Here is a 20,200-nt window from a genome sequence, read left to right as displayed (position 1 = left end):
CGAGCATGTCAATGGGTCGCCGCTGGTGCGAGAATTGAAAGAGATGTCCCCGGCCGCGCCGTACATCGGTTTTTTGTTTTTCCGGATGACGAAACACGGTCACCTGTAGGAGTGAGCCTGCTCGCGATAGCTCTGGACCAGGCAATGAAAATGCTGCGCGTGCCGACGCCATCGCGAGCAGGCTCGCTCCCACAGTTGACCGTGTTTCGTCAGGAAAAACGCAATTTCCTGTGGGAGCGAGCCTGCTCGCGAAGACGGCCGCACAGTCACCCGAGCAACTTGCTGATCCACTGCACCTCTTGGCTGATCGCCTGCACTTTGGCCTGCGGTAGTGCCTGTTGCGCGTGGGTAAGTTGGCTCAAGGTCTTCTGTCGCTGAAGTAGCTTGCGTCGCCATTTTTGTAGAAACGCCGGGCTGCGCTCCTGCAGTTGTACAGGGCCGAAATACAATTCTTCGGCGCTGTAAGTCAGCGGCTCGGCGGCACGCTCGGCAACAATGATTTCATAGTCGAAGCGGTCCTCATGCAGCACCTCTTCGCAAACGATCCGGTAGCCGTTATCCATCAGCCACTGACGCAGCGGTTGCTCGCCGCCGTTAGGTTGCAGAATCAGCCGTTCGTGGCCGCTGAGTCGGGCTTTGCCGCTGTTGAAAATGTCGCGGATGGTTTCGCCACCCATGCCGCAGAGGGTGATGGCGCTGATGGCGTCTTCAGGTCTGAACGCCGCCAGGCCATCGGCCAGGCGCACGCTGATTCGGCTGTGCAGATCGTTGTCGTTCACGGTGCGTTGCGCTGCATGGAAGGGCGTCGGAGCGACCTCGCCAGCCACCGCCGCGGCAATCATCCCGCGGCGCATCAGGACCACCGGCAGGTAAGCGTGGTCCGAGCCGATATCGGCCAGCCGCGCGCCAAGCGGCACGTGGGCAGCGACGCGCTCAAGGCGCATGGACAATGTCTGTTGGTTCAACGGCAACCCCTTCACCGGCGGCGGAAAAAGGGGTGCGACTCTGGCGAGCAACGCCGGCGCTGTCAAATCGCGCCGATGGAATCGCTTGCCCAGCGGCAGCACGGCGCTGCCGATGGGCGTTTGCGTTTAGCCCGCGAGCGTTGCGTTGTCGATGACGAAGCGGTATTTCACATCACCCTTGAGCATGCGCTCGTAGGACTCGTTGATTTGATCGGCGCGGATCAGCTCGATGTCGGAAACGATGCCGTGCTCGGCACAGAAATCGAGCATCTCCTGGGTCTCGGGAATGCCGCCGATCATCGAACCGGCGATGGTGCGGCGCTTCATGATCAGGTTGAACACGTTCGGCGACGGGTGCGGCGAGGCGGGCGCACCGACCAGCGTCAGCGCGCCATCGCGCTTGAGCAGGACGAGGAAGGCGTCGAGATCGTGCGGTGCTGCAACCGTATTGAGGATCATGTCGAAGCTCTTGGTGTGTACCGCCATTTCGTCGGCATTGCGCGACACCACGACTTCGTCCGCCCCCAGCGCCTTGGCCGCTTCACGCTTGGACTCGGAGGTGGTGAACGCAACGACATGGGCGCCCATGGCGTGAGCCAGTTTGATGCCCATGTGGCCCAATCCACCGATGCCGACCACGCCGACTTTCTTGCCGGGGCCGGCGTTCCACTGGCGCAGTGGCGAATAGGTGGTGATGCCTGCGCAGAGCAGCGGCGCGACGGCGGCCAGTTGCGCCTCGGGATGACGGATGCGCAAGACATAACGCTCGTGCACGACGATGTTTTGCGAATAGCCGCCGAGCGTCCAGCCCGGTGCGTCCGGGGTCGGGAAATTGTAGGTGCCGATCATGCCGTCGCAGTAGTTTTCCAGCCCGGATTCGCAATCGTCACAGTGTTTGCAGCTATCGACGATGCAGCCGACACCGACCAGATCGCCAACCTTGTAGTCCTTGACGTGCGTGCCGACGGCTGACACGCGACCGACGATTTCATGACCGGGAACGCAAGGAAACTGCGTGCCGGCCCATTCCGCGCGCACCTGATGCAAGTCCGAATGGCAGATGCCGCAAAAGGCAATGTCGATCTGCACATCGTGAGCGGCCGGTGCGCGGCGGTTGATCTGCATCGGCTCAAGGGGTTTGTCGCCAGCGTTGGCGCCGTAGGCTTGTACGAGCATCGGAGCATCCTCCATGGGTTGGTCGGATGTTTATTGTGGCCCTTATGTTCGAACGCGCCATTGTGCATTTCTGTGGAATGTTTGCCTGATTCTGTGAAACCGCTGTCAGAATCGATCCAGCGCGTAAGGCGCGATATCGGGCAAGTCGATGAGCTGGCTGGGCAGCGTCGGCGAAACCAGCCGCGCCACCATCTGCGCCGTCACCGCCGCCTGCGTCAGCCCCAGGTGCTGATGCCCAAACGCAAGCAACACTTTGCCATTGCAGACCTGGTCGATGACCGGAAGCGAATCCGGCAGCGACGGGCGAAAACCCATCCACGGGGTAGCGCCGTCAGCGTTCAGGTCGTTGCGAAACAGGCCTTGACTCAAGCGCTGCAACTGCCAGGCGCGCGCCATGTTTGCGGGTCGTTCAAGCCCGGCGAACTCGACCGTACCCGCGAGGCGCAGGCCTTCGCTCATCGGCGTCATGATGAACTTGCGTTCCAGCGAGGTGACGGGGAAGGGCAGCCGGTGATGTTCCCTGGGCAGCATCAGGTGATAGCCGCGCTCGGTGTCCAGCGGCACGTTCTTGCCTGTTAATGCGGCGGTGAGTTTCGCCGAATGAGCGCCACAAGCGATCAACACGCGGCGCGCCTTCAGCTCTCCGGATCCGGTAAGCAACGCCACACCGCTCTCCTGAACATAACCGCCCTGAACCTGCTGCTGGACGAATCCTACGCCACAGGCCCTGGCCGCTTCGACCAATGCGACGACGACTTGGTATGGATCGAGGAAATGCCCGGTGCGCGGGAAAAACAAGCCGCCTTGAACCCGCTCGCTGAGCTGCGGCGCGGTCTCGCGTATCGACTCGGCCCGCCAGTAATCGATCGGGACCTGTTGCTGACGCAAACGTGTCTGAAGCGCTTCAATGGCCTGGCGCGACTCGGCACGTTCGAAGACCAGCAACGAGCCGTCGACCTTGAGCAGATCGGGACGCTGAATATCAGCGAGCAACTGCTGCCACGCGTCGAGGCTGCTTTCGTTGAGTGCACGCAAGCCTGCGACGGTTTTCCGGAAAGGCTCAGGACGTAGGTTCAGCAACAACCGCGTGAACCACGGCAAGGCGCGCGGCAGGTATTTCCAGTCCAGGCGCAGCGGCCCCATCGGGTCCATGAGTATGGCCGGCAAGCGTTTAAGGATTGACACGTCGGCAATCGGAAACACCTGTTCGGTCGCCAGATGCCCGGCATTGCCGAACGAGGCACCATGGCCGGGCGCCTGCTGATCGATGACTACCACGCGCAGGCCCTGCTGCGCGAGACGCAGTGCGCAAGCCACGCCGATGATCCCGGCGCCGACCACAGCGATGTCGTGCGAAAGGTTATTCGCCATGGCTTGCGTCTTCCCGTTGGCCGTCGAGCAAGCGCCGCAGGTGCAGCGGATTGGTTTTTTGCAGCGCCGTGGGCAACAACTTGTCGGGGAAATCCTGATAGCACACCGGCCGCAGGAATCGCTGGATCGCGGCAGTGCCGACCGACGTGGTCCGCGCGTCGGATGTTGCCGGATAAGGCCCGCCGTGAACCATGGCATCGCACACTTCGACACCGGTCGGCCAGCCGTTGACCAGCAGGCGCCCGGCCTTGCGTTCCAGGGTCGGCAGCAATGTGCGGGCCAGAGCAAGGTCAGCGTCATCCACGTGCAAAGTCGCGGTCAGTTGACCTTCTAAGTGTTCGCAGACCTGACGGATTTCTTCGTTATTGCTGCATTGCACCACCAGCGAGGCGGCGCCGAAGGTTTCGGCGTGCAGGCGATGATCGGCGAGAAAATCGACGGCGTCGGTGATGAAGACATGTGCCTGACACCGGTTCGGACCGCTGCCGGTTTGACCCGCGGCGACCGTGCGTGCGCGGAGATTGTCCTGCAACGCCGTCACGCCCGCTGCATAGGCGCTGAAAATGCCCGGCGTCAGCATGGTTTGCGCCGCGCTGTGGGGAATCAGTTCGCTCACCGCGCGGAGAAACGCATCCAGCGCCGGGCCTTTTTGGGCGATCAGTAATCCTGGATTGGTACAGAACTGCCCGGCGCCCAGCGTCAGCGATGCGACAAACCCTTCGGCCAGCGCCTGCGCCCGATTGTGCAGGGCTGCCGGAAACAGCAGCACCGGGTTGATCGAACTCATTTCCGCGTACACCGGAATCGGCTCCAGCCGCGCTTGCGCCGCTTGCATCAAGGCCAGTCCGCCGGTGCGCGAGCCGGTGAAGCCTGCGGCTTTGATGCGCCAGTCGCTGACCAGCGCAATGCCCACCTGATAACCGGAATCGAACAGCAATGAAAATACGCCCTCGGGCAACGCGCAGTCCTTGATCGCTCGGGCGACCGCGCGGCCCACCAGTTCGCTGGTACCGGGATGCGCGCTGTGGGCCTTGACGATCACCGGGCAACCGGCGGCCAGCGCCGAGGCGGTATCACCGCCGGCCACGGAAAAGGCCAGCGGAAAGTTGCTCGCGCCAAACATCGCCACTGGCCCCAGTGCAATCTGCCGTTGCCGCAGGTCCGAGCGCGGCAGCGGCTGGCGTTGTGGCTGCGCCGTGTCGACGCGCACATCGAGCCACTCACCGGCGCGCACCGTTCGGGCGAACAGGCGCAGTTGCTGGCAAGTGCGGCCGCGCTCGCCCTGAAGACGTGCCTGGGGCAGGCCGGTTTCGGCGTGGGCGCGCTCGATCAGTTCATCGCCAAGCAGCTCGATGTGCCCGGCAATGCATTCAAGAAATTCGGCACGGGCAGCAAGGCTGGTTTCGCGATAGGCGTCTTGCGCTGCCCAGGCCAGCGCGCAGGCTTGTTCAACCTGCTCGGTCGACGCGCCGGCATAGGCCGGTTCCAGTGTCTGGTTGGTCGCCGGGTTGATCCCGTAGACGGCTTGGCGTTCGCCCGCCACCGATTGTTGGCCGATCAGCAAATTGCCCGTCAAAGTCATGGTGTCTTCCTGTGAAAAGAGGGGGCCTGCCGCGAATCGTGATGCTCCACGGCAGGTCGCGGTCAGGCGAAGTTCTGTTCGGCCGACCAGTTTTCGTACCAGTGACGGAACAGCGAATACTGCTTCTCGGCGTAGCGCCGTTGCGAGTCGCTCAACGTGTCGGTCTCGTTGAAGTGCAGGGTGTATTCCTTGTCCCCGTTGAGCACCATCAGGTGCTTGTAATACAGCACCAGATCACAACCTTCATCGAACGATGACAGCACCGCCAGCGCCGATTCCAGTTCCCGCGCCTGACGTCGTGCCTTGGCATCGCCTTGCGCCGCTTGCTTGCTCAGGGCCACCAGTTGCAGCACTTCGCGCGGCAGGGCGTTGCCGATGCCAGTGATGGCGCCGGTGGCGTTGCAGTTGACGAAACCGTGCACCACTTGGGTGTCGACGCCGACCATCAGCGTCACGTCGTCATCCTTGGAGGTGATGTTTTCTGCCGCGTAACGCAAATCCGCAGCACCGCCGAATTCCTTGAAGCCGATCAGGTTCGGGTACTCGCGGCGCAGTTCGAAAAACAGATCGGCGCGGGTGGCGAAGCCGTAGTAAGGGCTGTTGTAAATCACTGCCGGCAAGTTCGGTGCGGCTTGCAGAATGGCGGCAAAGTGAGCCTTTTGCGCCGTCGCCGAAGCCCCACGGGACAGCACACGCGGAATGACCATCAAGCCTTGCGCGCCGACTTTCGCTGCATGGGCTGCGTGAGACACCGCCTCACGGGTGTTCACCGCGCCAGTGCCGACTATGGTCGGCACCCCGGCGGCTACCAGCCGCGCCACGCCTTCCTGGCGCTCGGCCTCGGTGAGCAACGGCCAGTCGCCCATGGAGCCGCAATAAACCACGGCGCTCATGCCGGTATCGATCAACTCGCGACCCTTGGTCACCAGCGCATCAAAGTCGGGTTTACGCTGGGCCGTGCACGGGGTCATCAGGGCCGGCATGCAACCGGTGAAAATGTTGTCGCTCATGTTCTAACTCCTTGGCATTTGGTTTTATTCGAGGTGAAAGATCGGCGCGGCGGCTCAGATGCCCCACGCGAACGGGTCGCTTTCGTCGATCAACAGGGTGCTGTCGGCGGTCATGTAGGCGCGGCCGGTGATGAACGGGCGGATGCGCTCGCCTTCCCATTCAAAGCGGCCTTCGAACTGGCTACCGGTGATGCTCGCCTGTACCCACGGCGCGCCGGGTTGCAGTTTGTCGTCGGCGGCCAGGCATGCGAGTTTGGCGCTGGTGCCGGTGCCGCACGGTGAGCGGTCGTAGGCTTTGCCGGGGCACATGACGAAGTTGCGGCTGTCGGCGCTGGCGTCGTCGGCGAACAGTTCGATGTGGTCGATGACCGCGCCGTCTTCGCCATGAATGCCCTGGTCTTCCAGCGCTTTGAGCATCGCCCAGGTGTATGCCGTCAGGTGTTCGACGTTGTCCATGTGCAAGGTCTGGCCATGCTCGGAGACCAGATAAAACCAGTTGCCGCCATAGGCGATATCTCCGACCACGCGGCCAAATCCGGGCACGTCCACCGGGACTTGTTTGCGATAACGCCAGGCGGGCACGTTGCCCAGAGTGACCGAACCGTCGTCATGCAATGTGGCGCTGACCTGACCGACCGGTGTGTCGATCTTGTGCACCCCCGGTGCGATCCGTCCCAGATAGTGCAATGAATTGATCAGGCCGATGGTGCCGTGGCCGCACATGCCCAGATAGCCGGCGTTGTTGAAAAAAATCACCCCGCACGTGGCGTCCGGCGACACTGGCGCGCGATACAGCGCGCCGACCAACACGTCGTTGCCGCGCGGCTCCAGCAGACAGGCGCGGCGCCACTGATCGTGCTGGTTGCGCAGAACATCGCGCTGCTCGGCCATGCTGTTGCCGGGCAGCTCGGGGAAGCCGCTCATCACCAGGCGCGTCGGTTCGCCGCCGGTGTGGGAATCAATCACGTGTACTCGTTTCATGAACATGTCCCGTTGGGTGAATTCAGTAGGCGCCGGCAGGGCGTGTATTGACAGTGGCGGAGGGCATGGCGGCTTCGCTTTCGTCGTCCTCGTCCAGACGCAAGAGGTGCGCTGGCACACCGGTCGCCGCGCCCCAGTAATAAATCCCGGTGGCGCAAGCGGCGACGACGATCGTGTCGAACGGATGAGCGAGGATGCCCAGTCCGCCGAAGGTGCCGAGTTTCGACAGCACGATGGTCACGGCGTAGAAGGCGATCAGCCACGCCGACGAACGCACTTGACGCGCCAGACTCAGGTGAGCGGTCGGCACGAAACGGCCGCAGAGCAGATACAACACAAACATCAGGATTTGCAGGCCAAGCAGCCACGACACGGTGTTCCAGCCCGACCAATAGACGATCAGCGCGGCGATGATGAACGACACCGGTCCGAGCACGCCCATGCCCTTGACCCGGAACGGGCGTGGCATGTCCGGCGCATTGCGACGCAGCGCGGCGACCGACACGGGCGCCACGGCGTAGCTCAGCACCAGTGCCGCGGAAACCACATTGATCAGCGCTTCCCACGACGGAAACGGCAGGGTCCAGAACACCGACAGGGCGAAGGTCAGCCACAGCGCTGGGCGCGGAATGCCGGACTTTTCGTCGATGCGGGTGAAGACTTTGAAAAACGTCCCGGTCTGTGCCCAGCCGTAGATCACGCGCGGCGTAGCGTTCATGTAAATGTTGCCGCAGCCGCTCGGCGAGATCACCGCGTCGGCAACCACCAGCCACGCCAGCCAGCCCACACCGAGCGCCAGGGCGATGTCGCGATAAGGCAGGGCGAATTCCTTGCTGATGCCGGCCCAGCCGTTGGCGAGCATTTCGGTGGGGATGCTGCCGAGAAACGCCATTTGCAGCAGCACGTAAATCAAGGTCGACAACAGCACCGAAAGAATCAGCGCGATGGGAATGGTGCGCTGCGGATTTTTCACCTCGCTGGCCACCGAAATGATCGGCGTCAGGCCCAGGTAGGCAAAGATAATCCCGCCGGCCGAGACCGCCATCTCGACGCCTGACAGACCGAACGGGGCGAAGCCTTGCACCTGGAAGTTCTCGGGTTTGAAGAAGGTGAACAGCACACCGATCACCAGCAACGGCACGATGAACTTGAAAACGCTCACCAGGTTGTTGGCTTTGGCGAAGGTCTTCACGCTGCGATAGTTGAGAAAGAAAAACACACAGAGCAGGCCGAACTGCACCAGCCAACCGAGGATCGTCGGATCGTTGCTGCCGGCCTTGGTCAGGTCGGGAAACCACGCCGCCGCATATTGGCGCGAGGCAACCACTTCGATCGCGACCAGACTGGAAAAGGCAATCAGGGTGATGAAACCCATCAGATAACCGAGCAACGGCCCGTGGGAATACACCGGGTAGCGCACCACACCGCCGGCACGGGGCAATGCCGCGCCCAATTCGCAATAAACGATGCCCAGCAGCAATACGGCGAAACCGCCCAGCAGCCAGGAGAAAATCCCCGCTGGCCCGGCGATGGCGGACACATGGCTGGCCGCGAACAGCCAGCCGGAACCGAAGATCGCTCCGAGTCCGATAAATGTGAGGTCGATCAGTGAAAGCTGTTTTTTGAACTTGCCTTGGCCTGACATGGCATCGCCTTCTTGTGAGTTATTGGATAGGCAGTTGTGTCACCGGGACAGCCAGACTTTGAACCGATCGACATGACGGCGATTGATGTTTTGCACAGCGATCGATGACGAAATCAGCACAATCGCCGCGACGAATGGGCGGCCTCGACAGCGCGCCGACGTTGCTGCAATCTGCTCGCGGACGCTTTTCCGGCGGTTCATCGCAAGGGGGATGGTTTAGATGCAGCCTGGATTTTCGATCCTGTGCCAAGGTGCTGACGGCCTGCGGCCGCAGACCCTCGAAGAGATGGTCATCAGCGTCGCGCCGCTGTTGCCGATACTCGATGTGATCCCCAACGCGGCGATTTTCATCAAGGATTTGCAAGCGCGCTATGTGCTGGCCAACCGCACGCTGGTGCAGCGTTGCGGCCTGAAGGACTTGCGTCCGTTGCTCGGCAAGACCAGCGCACAAGTGTTCCCGGCGCAATTGGGGCCGGGCTATACCGAGCAGGATCGTAAAGTGCTGGAGGAAGGTTTTGTGCTGGAGGATCAGCTCGAACTGCATTTGTACGGTAGCCGCGAACCGGGCTGGTGTTTGACCCACAAACGACCGATCTATAACCGTGAGGGAGTGATCATCGGCTTGGCGGGGATTTCAGTGGATCTGCAATCAGCCACTGAAACCCATCCGGCGTTCGAGCGACTGGCCGCTGTCGACGCGCACATCCGCGCTAACTTCAACCGGCGCGTGACCCTCGGTGAACTGACACGGATCGCCGGTATTTCCGTGGCGCAACTGGAGCGCTACTGCAAGCGGGTATTCCACCTGACGCCACGGCAAATGATCCAGAAGGTTCGTCTGGAACACGCGCATCGATTGCTGCACAGCGACTTGCCGATTACGGAGGTTGCGCTGCAATGCGGTTACACCGATCACAGCGCTTTCACCCGTCAGTTCAAGGCGTCGACCGGCTTTACGCCGCGCGAGTATCGCCACGCCACCGGTCATTAGACCAACACGGCCAGCCAAGCGGAGAGCAGCAGGAGAACGGCCAAAACCGCGTTCATGCGCTTGAACGCCTGCGCTGAGCTGAGCAACCGCGCGCTGCCCACACCGAGCAACGCCCACAGCGTCATGCACGGCAACGACACCAGCAGAAACGCCAGCGACAACACGAGCAGCCGCAGCGTTTTGTCACCGCCGCCGACAAACACACTGACTACCGCTACGGCCATCATCCACACCTTGGGGTTGACCAATTGCAGCATGGCCGCGCTGAACACGCTGAGGCCTTGTTCTTGCGCGGCAGAAGGGTCCAGTGATGGCGGCGTACTGCGAAAGATCTGCCACGCCAGCCAGCTCAGCCAGAGCACGCCGCCCCAGGCCATTGCTTGCTGCACCCGGGGAAAACGCAACAGGGTTTCGCCAGCGCCCAGCCCGACCACCAGCACGATCAACGCCGCCGCCGCGCAGGCGCCGAAAATGATCGGTAACGTGGCGATCAGTCCGCGTCGCGCGCTGTGGCTCAACACCAGAATATTGGTCGGCCCCGGTGTGATCGAAGCGACGAAAGCGAACAGCAGAAAGGGCAGTAACGAGGCCATGGTGCAGATTCCTGAAAGTCAAAACAGGACACCATGATCGTCAGCGGGCGGGCGTCAGTCTGGAAGATTTGAGCAGCGTTTGCGGTAGTCCGCGGGGGTCAGTTGATAGGCGCGGCGGAACCAGCGGCCCAGATGACTCTGGTCGGCAAAACCGAGCACGCTGGCGACCTGCGCCGGCGTTTCGCCGCGCGCCAGCAACTGCCGAGCCTTGGCCAGGCGCAGCTGGATCAAGTAGGCATGGGGCGCCAGGCCGAAAGCGGCCTTGAACGCACGGGTCAGGCGAAAACGGTCCACGCTACAGGCTCGGGCGAGGTCGTCGAGGCCGATGTCTTCATAAGTGTGCGCGTGCAGATAATCGCGCGCGACTTGCGCAACCAGTGGCAGACGCGGGTCGAAGTCCTGACGCTTGCGCCAGTCGAGGTGGCGGGTAAGGGACGCCAGCAGGTCATCGATGGCGGTCTGGCGGACGATGCGCAGATCGCCTTCGTGCAACGCGTGGAAGGCTTGCACAATCGCCGTCGACAGGCGCGGGTCGTGGCTCAGCGTGTCGGCAAAACCCGGGTGGCTGTCGGCGGGCGCATTTTCAAACAGCGCGTGCAGTTCCCGTTCCAGCCAGTGTGGATCGAGGTACAGCATCGAGTAGGTAAAGCCGTCCTCGGTCGGCGCATGGCCATCGTGGATTTCCCCCGGTTCGAGCAGGAACACGTGGCCCGGCGTGCTGCGGTGGCGCACACGCCGGCAATTGAATTGCTGCACACCTTGCTCGGTGACCCCGACGAGAAAACTGTCATGCCAGTGCGGATCGTAGGCATGCCCACGGAAATGCGCACGAATCGACTCGATCCCGGTATCGATATCCTGGGAGAGGGAGATCCAGTTGCGTTTATCCATCGGAGCACTCCAAGGGCGGTTGAGCAGAGGCGCTCTTAAAATACCGCTTGGGGGAGGTGGGTGTTTAGAAGATTTGTGCAGGTGAGGAGGGGGCAAGTCAGAGAAGGTGTCTTGGTCGGGCGGGACGAGAAAACGCAGACGAAAAAAAACCGCCTTCGCGGGGCGGTTTTTTAGTAAGCCTCGATTTGCGGTCGAAGCCATGTGCTTCACCAGCCACCCTAACCAGGATTGCCATGGTATGGAGTTTTACCGTTCCTTGCAACGGTTGAACATACCTTCGAAACAAGCGCGCCTTCAGCCCTGCGAAGTATTTACATGTTTATGTTTGTTGAAGGTGGTCTGTCAGAAATAACATTTAACAAAGGTGTGGCGGCGTTTGATGAATAATGGCGTGAGCGGCGCTTTTGCCCTGGAGTTTTCAGGTTAATATGCCCGCGCTCAACTGATAGAGCGGCGGGGAGGCTTGGCTGGGGGCGCAAAAGGTTTTACGCCCTTCGACGCGGATTCGCACCCGTGCCGGAATGATGTCTCGAAGGGATTTCAACCGGCCGCCTCACCAGCCACTCTAACCAGTCGGCTGAAGGCACGCAGGGTCCGGTAAGTTTGCTGGAGGTTTGGCCGCCAGCCCTGGAGGCCAAAACGTATGAAGCTTTTGCTGCGTACGCTGAGCCTTGTATGGAGATTGTTGAAAGCCCTGCGCTTTTACGAGTTCCTGCGAGACCACTTTGACGACTTGAAGTAGAGGTCGTTTTGGTGGGGAAGACCCGTTTCGGTTTCGACCGATTCGGGTCTTTTTTTGTTTGAAAAAACTGTCAGAAATAGGATTTGTAAGTTTTCTGATCTCGACGTTGTAAGGCGTTTCGCTTGGACACGTAAGCATTAGTGTAGGTCGATCAAAGTTGCTCCTAATGCACGCAGCAATCATTGATTGCGTCAATAACGATCATTAAGTCAATGAAGTTCTCATATCTCCAGCGCGGCGTAAGATCGGCTCCATACCCAACCACTGCAACTCGGAGCACATCATCATGAAACGCCAGACTATCCTCGGTATCGCTTTCTCGGTTTTTGCACTGAATGCTTTTGCCGCCACCGAAACCGACCCACTGTTCAGCGACGCTGTCGCCGCCACCGAAACCGACCGCCTGTTCAGCGACGCCGTCGCCGCCACTGAAACCGATCGTCTGTTCAGCGACGCCGTCGCGGCGACCGAAACCGACCCGCTGTTCAGCGATGCCGTCGCCTCTGACGGTTCCGACCATCTGCAAGGCAATCGGGTCGCCGAAGGCGGTGCTGATCGTCTGCTCGAACGTCGCACCGCTTGAGCGTAACAATGAGCGTTGATCGCGAATGCCGCCTCAAACATCGGCGGCATTCGTTTTACTCGCGCATCACGATCCTCGTTTAAACCGCCGTCGGCAGCACAGCCTTGTCGCGATCGCGGCCCTTGAATGTCGCCCAGAAACACAGCAGCACCGCCACGGAAAAACCGGCGGGGAATAGCCAGATGCTTCTCCAGTCGTGACCCGCGCCTGACGTGAAGTGATCGGTAATCCGTCCTGCAATCCAGAAACCAATCAACATCCCCAAACCGTAAGTGGCCAAGGTAATCAAACCTTGTGCGGAGCTGCGGAAGCGTTCCGGCGCCTTGGCATCGGTGTAGATCTGCCCGGAAACGAAGAAGAAGTCATAGCAGACGCCGTGCAGCGCGATGCCAACCAGCAGCATAAATGCCTGATCGTCGTTGTTGCCGAAGGCGAACAGCACGTAACGCAACGCCCAGGCCGCCATGCCGATCAACAGGGCAATCTTGATGCCGAATCGATGGATAAACAGCGGCAGCAGTAGCATGAACAGCACTTCCGAGACCTGACCGATGGCCATCTTCGCCGTCGGATTGGTCACGCCGATCTCGGCCAGATACGGATTGGCATTCTGGTAATAAAACGCCAGCGGAATGCAGATCAGGATCGAGGCGAGGAAAAACACCAGATAGCTGCGGTCCTTGAGCAAACCCAGCGCATCGACCCCCAGCATCTGCTTGAGGCTTGATGCGCCTGCTGCGCTTTTCATCGGTGCCGTGTTCGGCAGGCTGAAGCTATAAATCCCCAACAGCAACGAAGCGACGGCTGACATCAGAAACGTATTGCGCAAGCCACCCGTTGCGATGCTTTGCTGGGAATCCCAGGCAAACCCGAAGCTGATCACCACGCCGGCAACAATCCAGCCCACCGTGCCCCACACGCGGATGCGCGAAAATTCCAGCGCCGGGTCTTTGATCTGGCGGAACGCCACGGCGTTGACCAGCGCCAGTGTCGGCATGTAGACCATCATGTAGCTCAGTACGTACGGGTAAAACGTACTGAAATCAGCCGCGCGATAAAGCTGATAAAGCAACACTGCACCGAGCAGATGCAGCACCGCCAGAATGCGTTCGGCATTGAAAAACCGATCGGCAATCAGGCCGATGACAAACGGCGCCAGGATCGCGCCCCATGATTGCGTGGCGAACGCCATGCCGATCTGCCCGCCGCTGGCGGCGAGCGTGGTCGCCAGAAACGTGCCGAGGGTGACGAACCAGCCACCCCAGATAAAGAACTGCAAAAACATCATCACGCTGAGTCGCGCATTCATTACGTTCATTTCAGATCACCGTATTGTTTTTATGTCGGTAACGCGGATGAATCAGTCGTCGGCCAGCCCGAGCAAGCGCCGGTTGGAAGCCGCATCAGCGCTGACCCCGGCGAAATCGTCGAAGGCCTTGGCGGTCTTGCGGATCATGTGTTGTTGAATAAACGCCGCGCCTTCGGCGGCACCTTGCGCGGCGTCTTTGAGGCAGCATTCCCACTCCAGCACTGCCCAGCCGTTGAAGTCGTATTGACACAGTTTGCTGAAGATCGACTTGAAATCGATCTGGCCGTCGCCCAAAGAGCGGAAGCGTCCGGGACGTTCGACCCAGCCCTGATAACCACCGTAAACGCCGGAGCGCGCGTCGGGGCGGAACTCTGCATCCTTGACATGAAACATGCGAATGCGCGCGCGGTAGCGATCAATAAACCCCAGGTAATCCATTTGCTGAAGCAACAGATGGCTCGGGTCGTAAAGGATTGCGGCACGCGGGTGATGATTCACCGCGTCGAGAAACTGTTCAAAAGACGCACCGTCATGCAGGTCTTCGCCGGGGTGGATTTCGTAGCACAGATCGACGCCGGCTTCTTCGAAGCAGTCGAGAATCGGCAGCCAGCGCTTGCCGAGCTCGGCGAAACCTTGCTCGACCAAACCCGCCGGACGTTGCGGCCACGGGTAGACGTAAGGCCAGAGCAGGGCGCCGGAAAAGGTCGCGTGGGCGGTGAGTCCGAGACGCTGGCTGGCGCGCGCGGCGAGTTTCAGCTGTTCGATGGCCCACTCGGTGCGCTCACCCGGTTTGCCGCGCAGTGCGGGCGGGGCGAAGTCATCGAACAGGCTGTCGAAGGCCGGGTGCACCGCCACCAGTTGCCCTTGCAGGTGCGTCGACAACTCACTGATGACCACACCCGCGCGGGCGCAGACGGCGATCAGCTCGTCGCAGTAATCCTGACTTTCAGCGGCGCGCTGCAGATCGATGAAGCGAGTGCCGAGGGTCGGTAATTGAATGGCCTTGTAGCCTTGCGAAGCCGCCCACTCGGCAATGTTGCCGAGCGTGTCGAAGGGCGCCTCGTCAGCGATGAACTGCGCGAGGAAAATCCCCGGGCCTTTCATTCCTGTAGCGTTTTGCTTAACCGTGTTCATGGTCCGCAACTCCTGTCAGGTGGCCGGGGATCTCGCTCCACTTTTCGTTGCCGAGGTGATTGGCGATGGCGGCTTCGATGAAGGCCATGCCGCGCAGGCCGGTCTCGATGCCCGGGACGCCCGGCGCCTGATGGTCTTCGGTGCCACCAAGAATCGCCTCGGCGAGGTCGCCGTACAGGTTGGCCATGGCTTCGAGGTAGCCTTCAGGATGCCCGGCGGGCAGGCGCATGCGCCGGCTTGCATCAGCACACAGCAATGGCTGGCCGACGCCTGAACGCAGAATGCGCATCGGCTCGTTCAACGGACGGTGAATCAAACTGGCCGGCTCTTCCTGACGCCATTCCAGCCCGCCCTTGTCGCCATAGACGCGAATCTTCAGCGGGTTTTCTTCGCCCGCGCACACCTGACTGGCGAGCAAGACGCCGCTGGCGCCCTCGGTCATTTTGAACAGCATCGCCACGTCGTCGTCCAGTTGCCGGCCCGCGACATGCGAGCCGAGCATCGCGCTGATGAACTGAATCGACTGGCCGGCAACGAATTCCGCCAGGGAAAACGCATGGGTGCCGATGTCGCCGATGCAACCGCCGATCCCGGATTGCGCCGGGTCGTCGCGCCAGCCGGCCTGCTTGTTGCCTTGCCCGGCGACGTCGGTGCTGAGCCAGCCCTGTGGGTACTCGACGAAAACTTTGCGCACGCGACCGATGACACCACTGGCGACCATTTCTCGCGCCTGCCAGACCATCGCATAGCCGAGATAGGTGTGTGCCAGCGCGTAGATTCGCTTGCTGCTGGCGACCACTGTATGCAGCCCTTGCACTTGCGCCAGATTCAGCGCGGCGGGCTTCTCGCTGAATACATGGAAACCGCCGTGTAATGCCTGGCTGGCAATCGGTGCGTGGAGATGATTGGGCGTGACGATGACCAGCAGCTGCATGCGTTGCTCAGCCGGCAGCGCAGCTTCGCGGGTGAGCAGGTTTTGCCAGTCGTCATAGCAGCGGTCGGCGGCCAGGCCCAGCGTGGCACCTGTGCGCTGATTATTCTGCCGGTCGCGGCTGAAGGCGCCGCAGACCAGTTCAAAGCGTCCATCGAGACCGGCGGCCTGGCGGTGGGCGCGGGCGATGAATGAACCTTCACCGCCTCCGACAAACCCCATTCTTATTTTTTTCGCGGCAGTGTGCATGGCGGTCGTCTCGGTCGCTGGATCTGAGTTTGATGGGTGATGTAACCGGTTACATCGTGGTCGAAATCTAGGCTTGAAATGGCCGGGTGTCAAATCGCGCTCAATCAGCAACTGCGTTTCGGTCGGGCGTCGCGTGCGGTAAGCTCCGCGCCTGATCGGCGTGAAACAACGAGGTGATTTTGTCCAATATTCGCGAAGTGGCTCGACTGGCTGGCGTTTCGGTGGCGACCGTGTCGAGGACATTGAAATCACCCGAGCGTGTATTGGCGCCCACCCGTGAACGCGTTTTGGCTGCGGTGGAGCAGGCGGGTTATCGGCCGAACCTGATGGCGGTGCAGTTTCGCTCGCGGCGCACCGGCAATCTGGTGATTCTGGTTCCGACCATTGCCAACACCTTTTTCGCCCGGGTGATCAGCGGCGCGCAGCAAGCTGCCCAGGCCGCCGGTTATCGATTGCTGCTCTGCGATACTCAGGGTCGCGAAGCGCTGGAACGACAATTCGCCGAGCTGGTGTATGCCTATCAGGCTGACGGCGTGATCCAGCTGCGCGCTTTTGATCCATTCGAAAACGTCGCAGTCGACGCCGATCTGCCACCCATCGTCAACGCCTGCGAAGTCATCCACGGCGGACGTCATCCAACGATCAGCCTGGACAACTTCGCCGCCGCCAAAGCCATGACCGAACACCTGCTTGCCCTCGGGCACCGGCGTATCGGCTTGATCAAGGGCTCGAAAAACAGTCCGCTGACCCGCGACCGATTGGCAGGGTACGCGGCGGCGCTGGCCGAAGCCGCCATCGCTTTCGACGAAACGCTGGTCTGCCATGGCAATTTCAGCCTCGACGCCGGATTTGCCGGGGCCGCGAAGATGCTCGCACTGGCCGATCGGCCCAGTGCGCTGTTTTGTGAAAACGACGAAATGGCCATCGGTGCACTGAAGCGCATCCGTCAGGCGGGGCTGCGCGTTCCTGAGGACATGTCGCTGGTCGGCTTCGATGACATTCCGATGGCGGCATACTGCGACCCGCCGTTGACCACCATTTCGCAACCGGCCGAGGCCTTCGGCGAGAAAGCCGTCGAGATGTTGATTGCGCTGATCGAGAAGCAAGCACTGGCGACCCGGCATGTGGTCTTGCCGTTTACCCTGACCCCGCGCAACAGCACGGCGCCATTCGGCGGGGCGGCTCGGTAGCGGGACAGCGACTCGGCCGGCCGGGGCTGCGAGTGAACGGTATGGGAAACTCGATCAACCCACCGCCGGCGGCGTTGCCAAGGCAATCCCGGCCACACCCAGGCGCCGGAGTATCTCGAACAACAGATCGCTTTTGGTCACCCCGACAATTCGCGGGCTGCTGACGTAGCCGGTCACGGTCAAGGTAATGCCCTCCGCTGACAACTTGCTGAAACGCACGAACGGCGCCGGTTTGTCGAGGATGGTTTCGTTTTCGCGGTAGGTGTCCAGCAGCAGGTCCTTGACAGCCTCGGGATCGATGTCCAGCGGGAACACCAGTTCCAGCGACGCTACGCCTTGAGCACTGCCACCGAGAGTGACGTTGCGCAGGTTTTGCGAGATCAGTTGCGAGTTGGGCACGATGACGATCGAGCGGTCGCTGAGCTGGATTTCCGTGGCGCGCACGTTGATCCGGCGAATGTCGCCCTCGACGCCGCTGATGCTGATCAGATCGCCGACTTTCACCGGGCGTTCGGTCAGCAGAATCAGCCCTGAGACGAAGTTTTTGACGATTTCCTGCAGGCCAAACCCGATCCCCACTGACAGCGCGCTGACGATCCACGCCAGGTTGGTCCACTGCACCCCCAGTGATGACAGGGTCAGCAGAATCACGAAGGCATAGCCGATATTGGAAAACAGCGTGCTCAGCGATGCGCACATGCCCGGGTCCATGTCGGTCTTGGGCAGGAACTCGTTGTCGAGCCAGCGGCGCAATGCGCGAATCAGCCAAATGCCGATCATCAGCGCCAGCAGGGCGTTGAGCAGATGACCAGGGACGATGTTCAGCTTGCGCAGTCCGGCGCCGCCGAGGATCGCCATGATGTTGGTTGCCAACTGCCCCAGCGTGGTGCCGATGCCGCCGACAAACAGCGCGATCACCGCCATCAGCAGCAGCCCCGCGCGGCTGACCCCGGAGAGCAGGATTGCAATCTGCTCCAGGCGCCGGTCGCCCATGCCGAGCAACTGCTTGAGCGCCTTGCCGCTGGCATGCCGGGGCGAAAAAAGGTGTTCGCAGGCGTCCTTGACCAACTGGATCAGCAAATAAAAACCTGACAGCACGATGTACGCCCACACCAGTTCATAACTGATGAAGCGTGCCAGCGACACGTAGCCTGCGAGCAGCGCAATGGCCGAGACAAACATCGAAACACTGGCGACGGTGTAGATCACCCCGGCGAACGTACTGTGTGCAGCCGACAGGTCGTTGGCCGCCAACAGCGCCTTGCGCACGCGGCCGACACGCAGCAGCAGCGTGGTGAAAATCACCAGCATCACCAGTGAGATCACCCCGCGCCCGGCGACCACGATCTGGCTGCTCATGCCCGTGGCGTTACTGACCTGCACCAGCGTCACCAGCACCAGCAGCGTGCAGGCGAGAATGCGCGGGTAGGGTTGCAGGGCCAGCGCCACCGGATCGGGCATCGCTGGCAGACGCCAGGACGGATGCTGGGTCGATAGCAGCGCGCGGCTGAGTCCGGTGATCAGTACGCAGGCATACACGACCTTTTCGAACTCCTCGGAAAACGTCTCCAACATCGGCGGCAAGGGCGCATGGCGGGTACACGCGTAAAACAGTAATTGCAGAGCAATCGCGGTGGTGACGATGGTCGCCATCGCCGAGGCAAACGCCAGCGCACTGCGGCGCAAACGTCCCTCCGGCACGCGATGGATACACACCCAGGTCAGCCAGCGATCAGCCAGGCTTCGGCCGGATGTCCAGACGAGCAACGCGAGCAGCACCAGCACGCAGGTGAAAAAGCGTTGCCCCGGGGCCCAGACGGTGGCGCCGGTGGTGCGCACCTGATCGACAAAGAAACTCAGTCGCTGGCGGTCATCCAGCGTCGGATTTACCAGCGGCGACCAGAAGTGCGGACTCAGCACGCTGCGGGTGCTCAAGGTCAGCTCGCTTTCCAGCAGCGTGCGGCGAATCCCGGCAATCTGCGTAATCAGATCCGCCGCGCTCTGCTTCAGCGTCGCCAGGTTCTTCAGCGTCCCGTCGACTTTGCTCTTCTGCTCCGCCAGCGCTGCGCGCTGCGCAACGATATCGGCCTGCTCGGCCGCCACTTCCGTTCCCGGGGCTGCCCCCAGTACACCCAACTGCACCGCCAGTTGCGCCTGCTGCGGCAACAACGCCGCCGACAATCGATCGACGTCGAGAATGAAGGCCTGCACGCGATCTTGCGGCCCTTCGAGCTGGTTGTAATTATTCGCGGCGGAGATTTGCTGTTTAAGCCCGTCAAGACGTTGCTGCAGGGCTTGCAGATCACTTTGCGAAATCACCGGCAGCGGCGCTGCGCTGCTGACGGACGGCGCCGGCAGATCGGCCGCCCACAGCGCAGAGCCGCTCGGCAGGAACACCAGCAGGGCGATGAAAAACAGCGGCTTCAATGGGTGGCGCATGGGCGGGGCGGCTCGAATGGATCACACAGCCTATGAGGTTAGGTGATCGGGCCGAATGAGGCGGAAAAGTTTCACTGACGCCTTCGCTGGCAAGCCAGCTCCCACAGGGTTTGGCGGTGCATGTGCAATTTCGGGCCAAACACAAATTCACTGTGGGAGCGAGCCTGCTCGCGAAAGCGGAGTATCAGCCACAGTTGCTCTGACTGGCCCGACGCCTTCGCTGGCAAGCCAGCTCCCACAGGTTTTGGCGGTGCATGGGCAATTGCGGGCCAAACACATATTCACTGTGGGAGCGAGCCAGCTCGCGAAAGCGGACTATCAGCCACCGCTGGTCTGACTGACCCGACGCCTTCGCTGGCAAGCCAGCTCCCACAGGTTTTGGCGGTGCATGGGCAATTGCGGGCCAAACACATATTTA

General features: G+C 61.3%; 16 protein-coding genes. 3 read left to right on the top strand and 13 right to left on the bottom strand.

The features are described from left to right. Window positions 1-266 precede the first annotated feature (266 nt). From HU755_RS11645 to HU755_RS11615, 7 genes are all read right to left on the bottom strand, one after another. Window positions 267-965 carry a tRNA (adenine(22)-N(1))-methyltransferase TrmK gene (locus HU755_RS11645; protein WP_238349982.1) on the bottom strand — a complete coding sequence of 233 codons (699 nt, stop codon included), beginning with the start codon at window positions 963-965 and terminating at the stop codon, window positions 267-269. Between the two features lie 126 nt (window positions 966-1,091). Beyond that, the gene (locus tag HU755_RS11640; protein WP_186632654.1) at window positions 1,092-2,141 is read right to left on the bottom strand and encodes an NAD(P)-dependent alcohol dehydrogenase; all 1,050 of its coding nucleotides are present in this window, start codon (window positions 2,139-2,141) and stop codon (window positions 1,092-1,094) included. Between the two features lie 105 nt (window positions 2,142-2,246). Then, entirely contained in the window at window positions 2,247-3,512 is a 1,266-nt protein-coding gene (locus tag HU755_RS11635) for an FAD-binding oxidoreductase (protein WP_186632651.1), read from the bottom strand. Continuing rightward, entirely contained in the window at window positions 3,502-5,094 is a 1,593-nt protein-coding gene (locus tag HU755_RS11630; protein ID WP_186632648.1) for an aldehyde dehydrogenase (NADP(+)), read from the bottom strand. The genes HU755_RS11635 and HU755_RS11630 overlap by 11 nt, the downstream gene beginning before the upstream one ends. 62 nt (window positions 5,095-5,156) lie before the next feature. After that, window positions 5,157-6,104 (bottom strand): dihydrodipicolinate synthase family protein, encoded by a 948-nt coding sequence (locus tag HU755_RS11625; RefSeq protein WP_186632645.1) that lies wholly within the window; start codon window positions 6,102-6,104, stop codon window positions 5,157-5,159. 54 nt (window positions 6,105-6,158) lie between these two features. After that, entirely contained in the window at window positions 6,159-7,085 is a 927-nt protein-coding gene (locus HU755_RS11620) for a 4-hydroxyproline epimerase (RefSeq protein ID WP_186632642.1), read from the bottom strand. 22 nt (window positions 7,086-7,107) lie between these two features. Then, entirely contained in the window at window positions 7,108-8,730 is a 1,623-nt protein-coding gene (locus HU755_RS11615) for an APC family permease (RefSeq protein ID WP_186632639.1), read from the bottom strand. A 220-nt stretch (window positions 8,731-8,950) separates the two neighbouring features. Here HU755_RS11615 and HU755_RS11610 point away from each other — a divergent pair, with 220 nt between their 5' ends. After that, on the top strand, window positions 8,951-9,721 hold the full coding sequence (locus tag HU755_RS11610) for an AraC family transcriptional regulator (RefSeq protein WP_186632636.1): 771 nt from the start codon (window positions 8,951-8,953) through the stop codon (window positions 9,719-9,721). Here HU755_RS11610 and HU755_RS11605 read toward each other — a convergent pair. After that, on the bottom strand, window positions 9,718-10,314 hold the full coding sequence (locus HU755_RS11605; RefSeq protein WP_186547879.1) for a LysE family translocator: 597 nt from the start codon (window positions 10,312-10,314) through the stop codon (window positions 9,718-9,720). The genes HU755_RS11610 and HU755_RS11605 overlap by 4 nt on opposite strands. Window positions 10,315-10,368: 54 nt before the next feature. Continuing rightward, window positions 10,369-11,205, bottom strand: a complete 837-nt coding sequence (locus HU755_RS11600) for an AraC family transcriptional regulator (RefSeq protein ID WP_186632631.1) — start codon at window positions 11,203-11,205, stop codon at window positions 10,369-10,371. A gap of 1,028 nt (window positions 11,206-12,233) precedes the next feature. On the opposite strand from HU755_RS11600, the gene HU755_RS11595 reads away from it, so the two are divergent. After that, window positions 12,234-12,530: a hypothetical protein gene (locus HU755_RS11595; RefSeq protein ID WP_186547875.1), complete on the top strand. Its 297-nt coding sequence runs from the start codon at window positions 12,234-12,236 to the stop codon at window positions 12,528-12,530. A 79-nt stretch (window positions 12,531-12,609) separates the two neighbouring features. On the opposite strand, the gene HU755_RS11590 is transcribed toward HU755_RS11595, so the two are convergent. From HU755_RS11590 to HU755_RS11580, 3 genes are read right to left on the bottom strand one after another with little or no spacing between them, the layout of a single operon-like run. Next, complete coding sequence (locus tag HU755_RS11590) at window positions 12,610-13,848, bottom strand: nucleoside permease (protein WP_186632629.1); 1,239 nt, start codon at window positions 13,846-13,848, stop codon at window positions 12,610-12,612. A 42-nt stretch (window positions 13,849-13,890) separates the two neighbouring features. Continuing rightward, window positions 13,891-14,973 (bottom strand): sugar phosphate isomerase/epimerase, encoded by a 1,083-nt coding sequence (locus HU755_RS11585; protein ID WP_186632626.1) that lies wholly within the window; start codon window positions 14,971-14,973, stop codon window positions 13,891-13,893. Beyond that, on the bottom strand, window positions 14,960-16,153 hold the full coding sequence (locus HU755_RS11580) for a Gfo/Idh/MocA family protein (RefSeq protein WP_186632623.1): 1,194 nt from the start codon (window positions 16,151-16,153) through the stop codon (window positions 14,960-14,962). Before HU755_RS11580 ends, HU755_RS11585 begins: the two co-directional genes overlap by 14 nt. A 179-nt stretch (window positions 16,154-16,332) precedes the next feature. On the opposite strand from HU755_RS11580, the gene HU755_RS11575 reads away from it, so the two are divergent. Next, on the top strand, window positions 16,333-17,343 hold the full coding sequence (locus HU755_RS11575; protein ID WP_186632620.1) for a LacI family DNA-binding transcriptional regulator: 1,011 nt from the start codon (window positions 16,333-16,335) through the stop codon (window positions 17,341-17,343). Between the two features lie 54 nt (window positions 17,344-17,397). On the opposite strand, the gene HU755_RS11570 is transcribed toward HU755_RS11575, so the two are convergent. Further along, window positions 17,398-19,782 (bottom strand): DUF3772 domain-containing protein, encoded by a 2,385-nt coding sequence (locus tag HU755_RS11570; protein WP_186632617.1) that lies wholly within the window; start codon window positions 19,780-19,782, stop codon window positions 17,398-17,400. Between the last annotated feature and the right edge of the window lie 418 nt (window positions 19,783-20,200).

This window comes from Pseudomonas sp. SWRI111 (assembly GCF_014268555.1).
In the GTDB taxonomy this organism is placed as follows: domain Bacteria; phylum Pseudomonadota; class Gammaproteobacteria; order Pseudomonadales; family Pseudomonadaceae; genus Aquipseudomonas; species Aquipseudomonas hamedanensis.
Note: the sequence above shows the minus strand (reverse complement) of the source record. Positions and strands in the feature narration are given on the sequence as shown.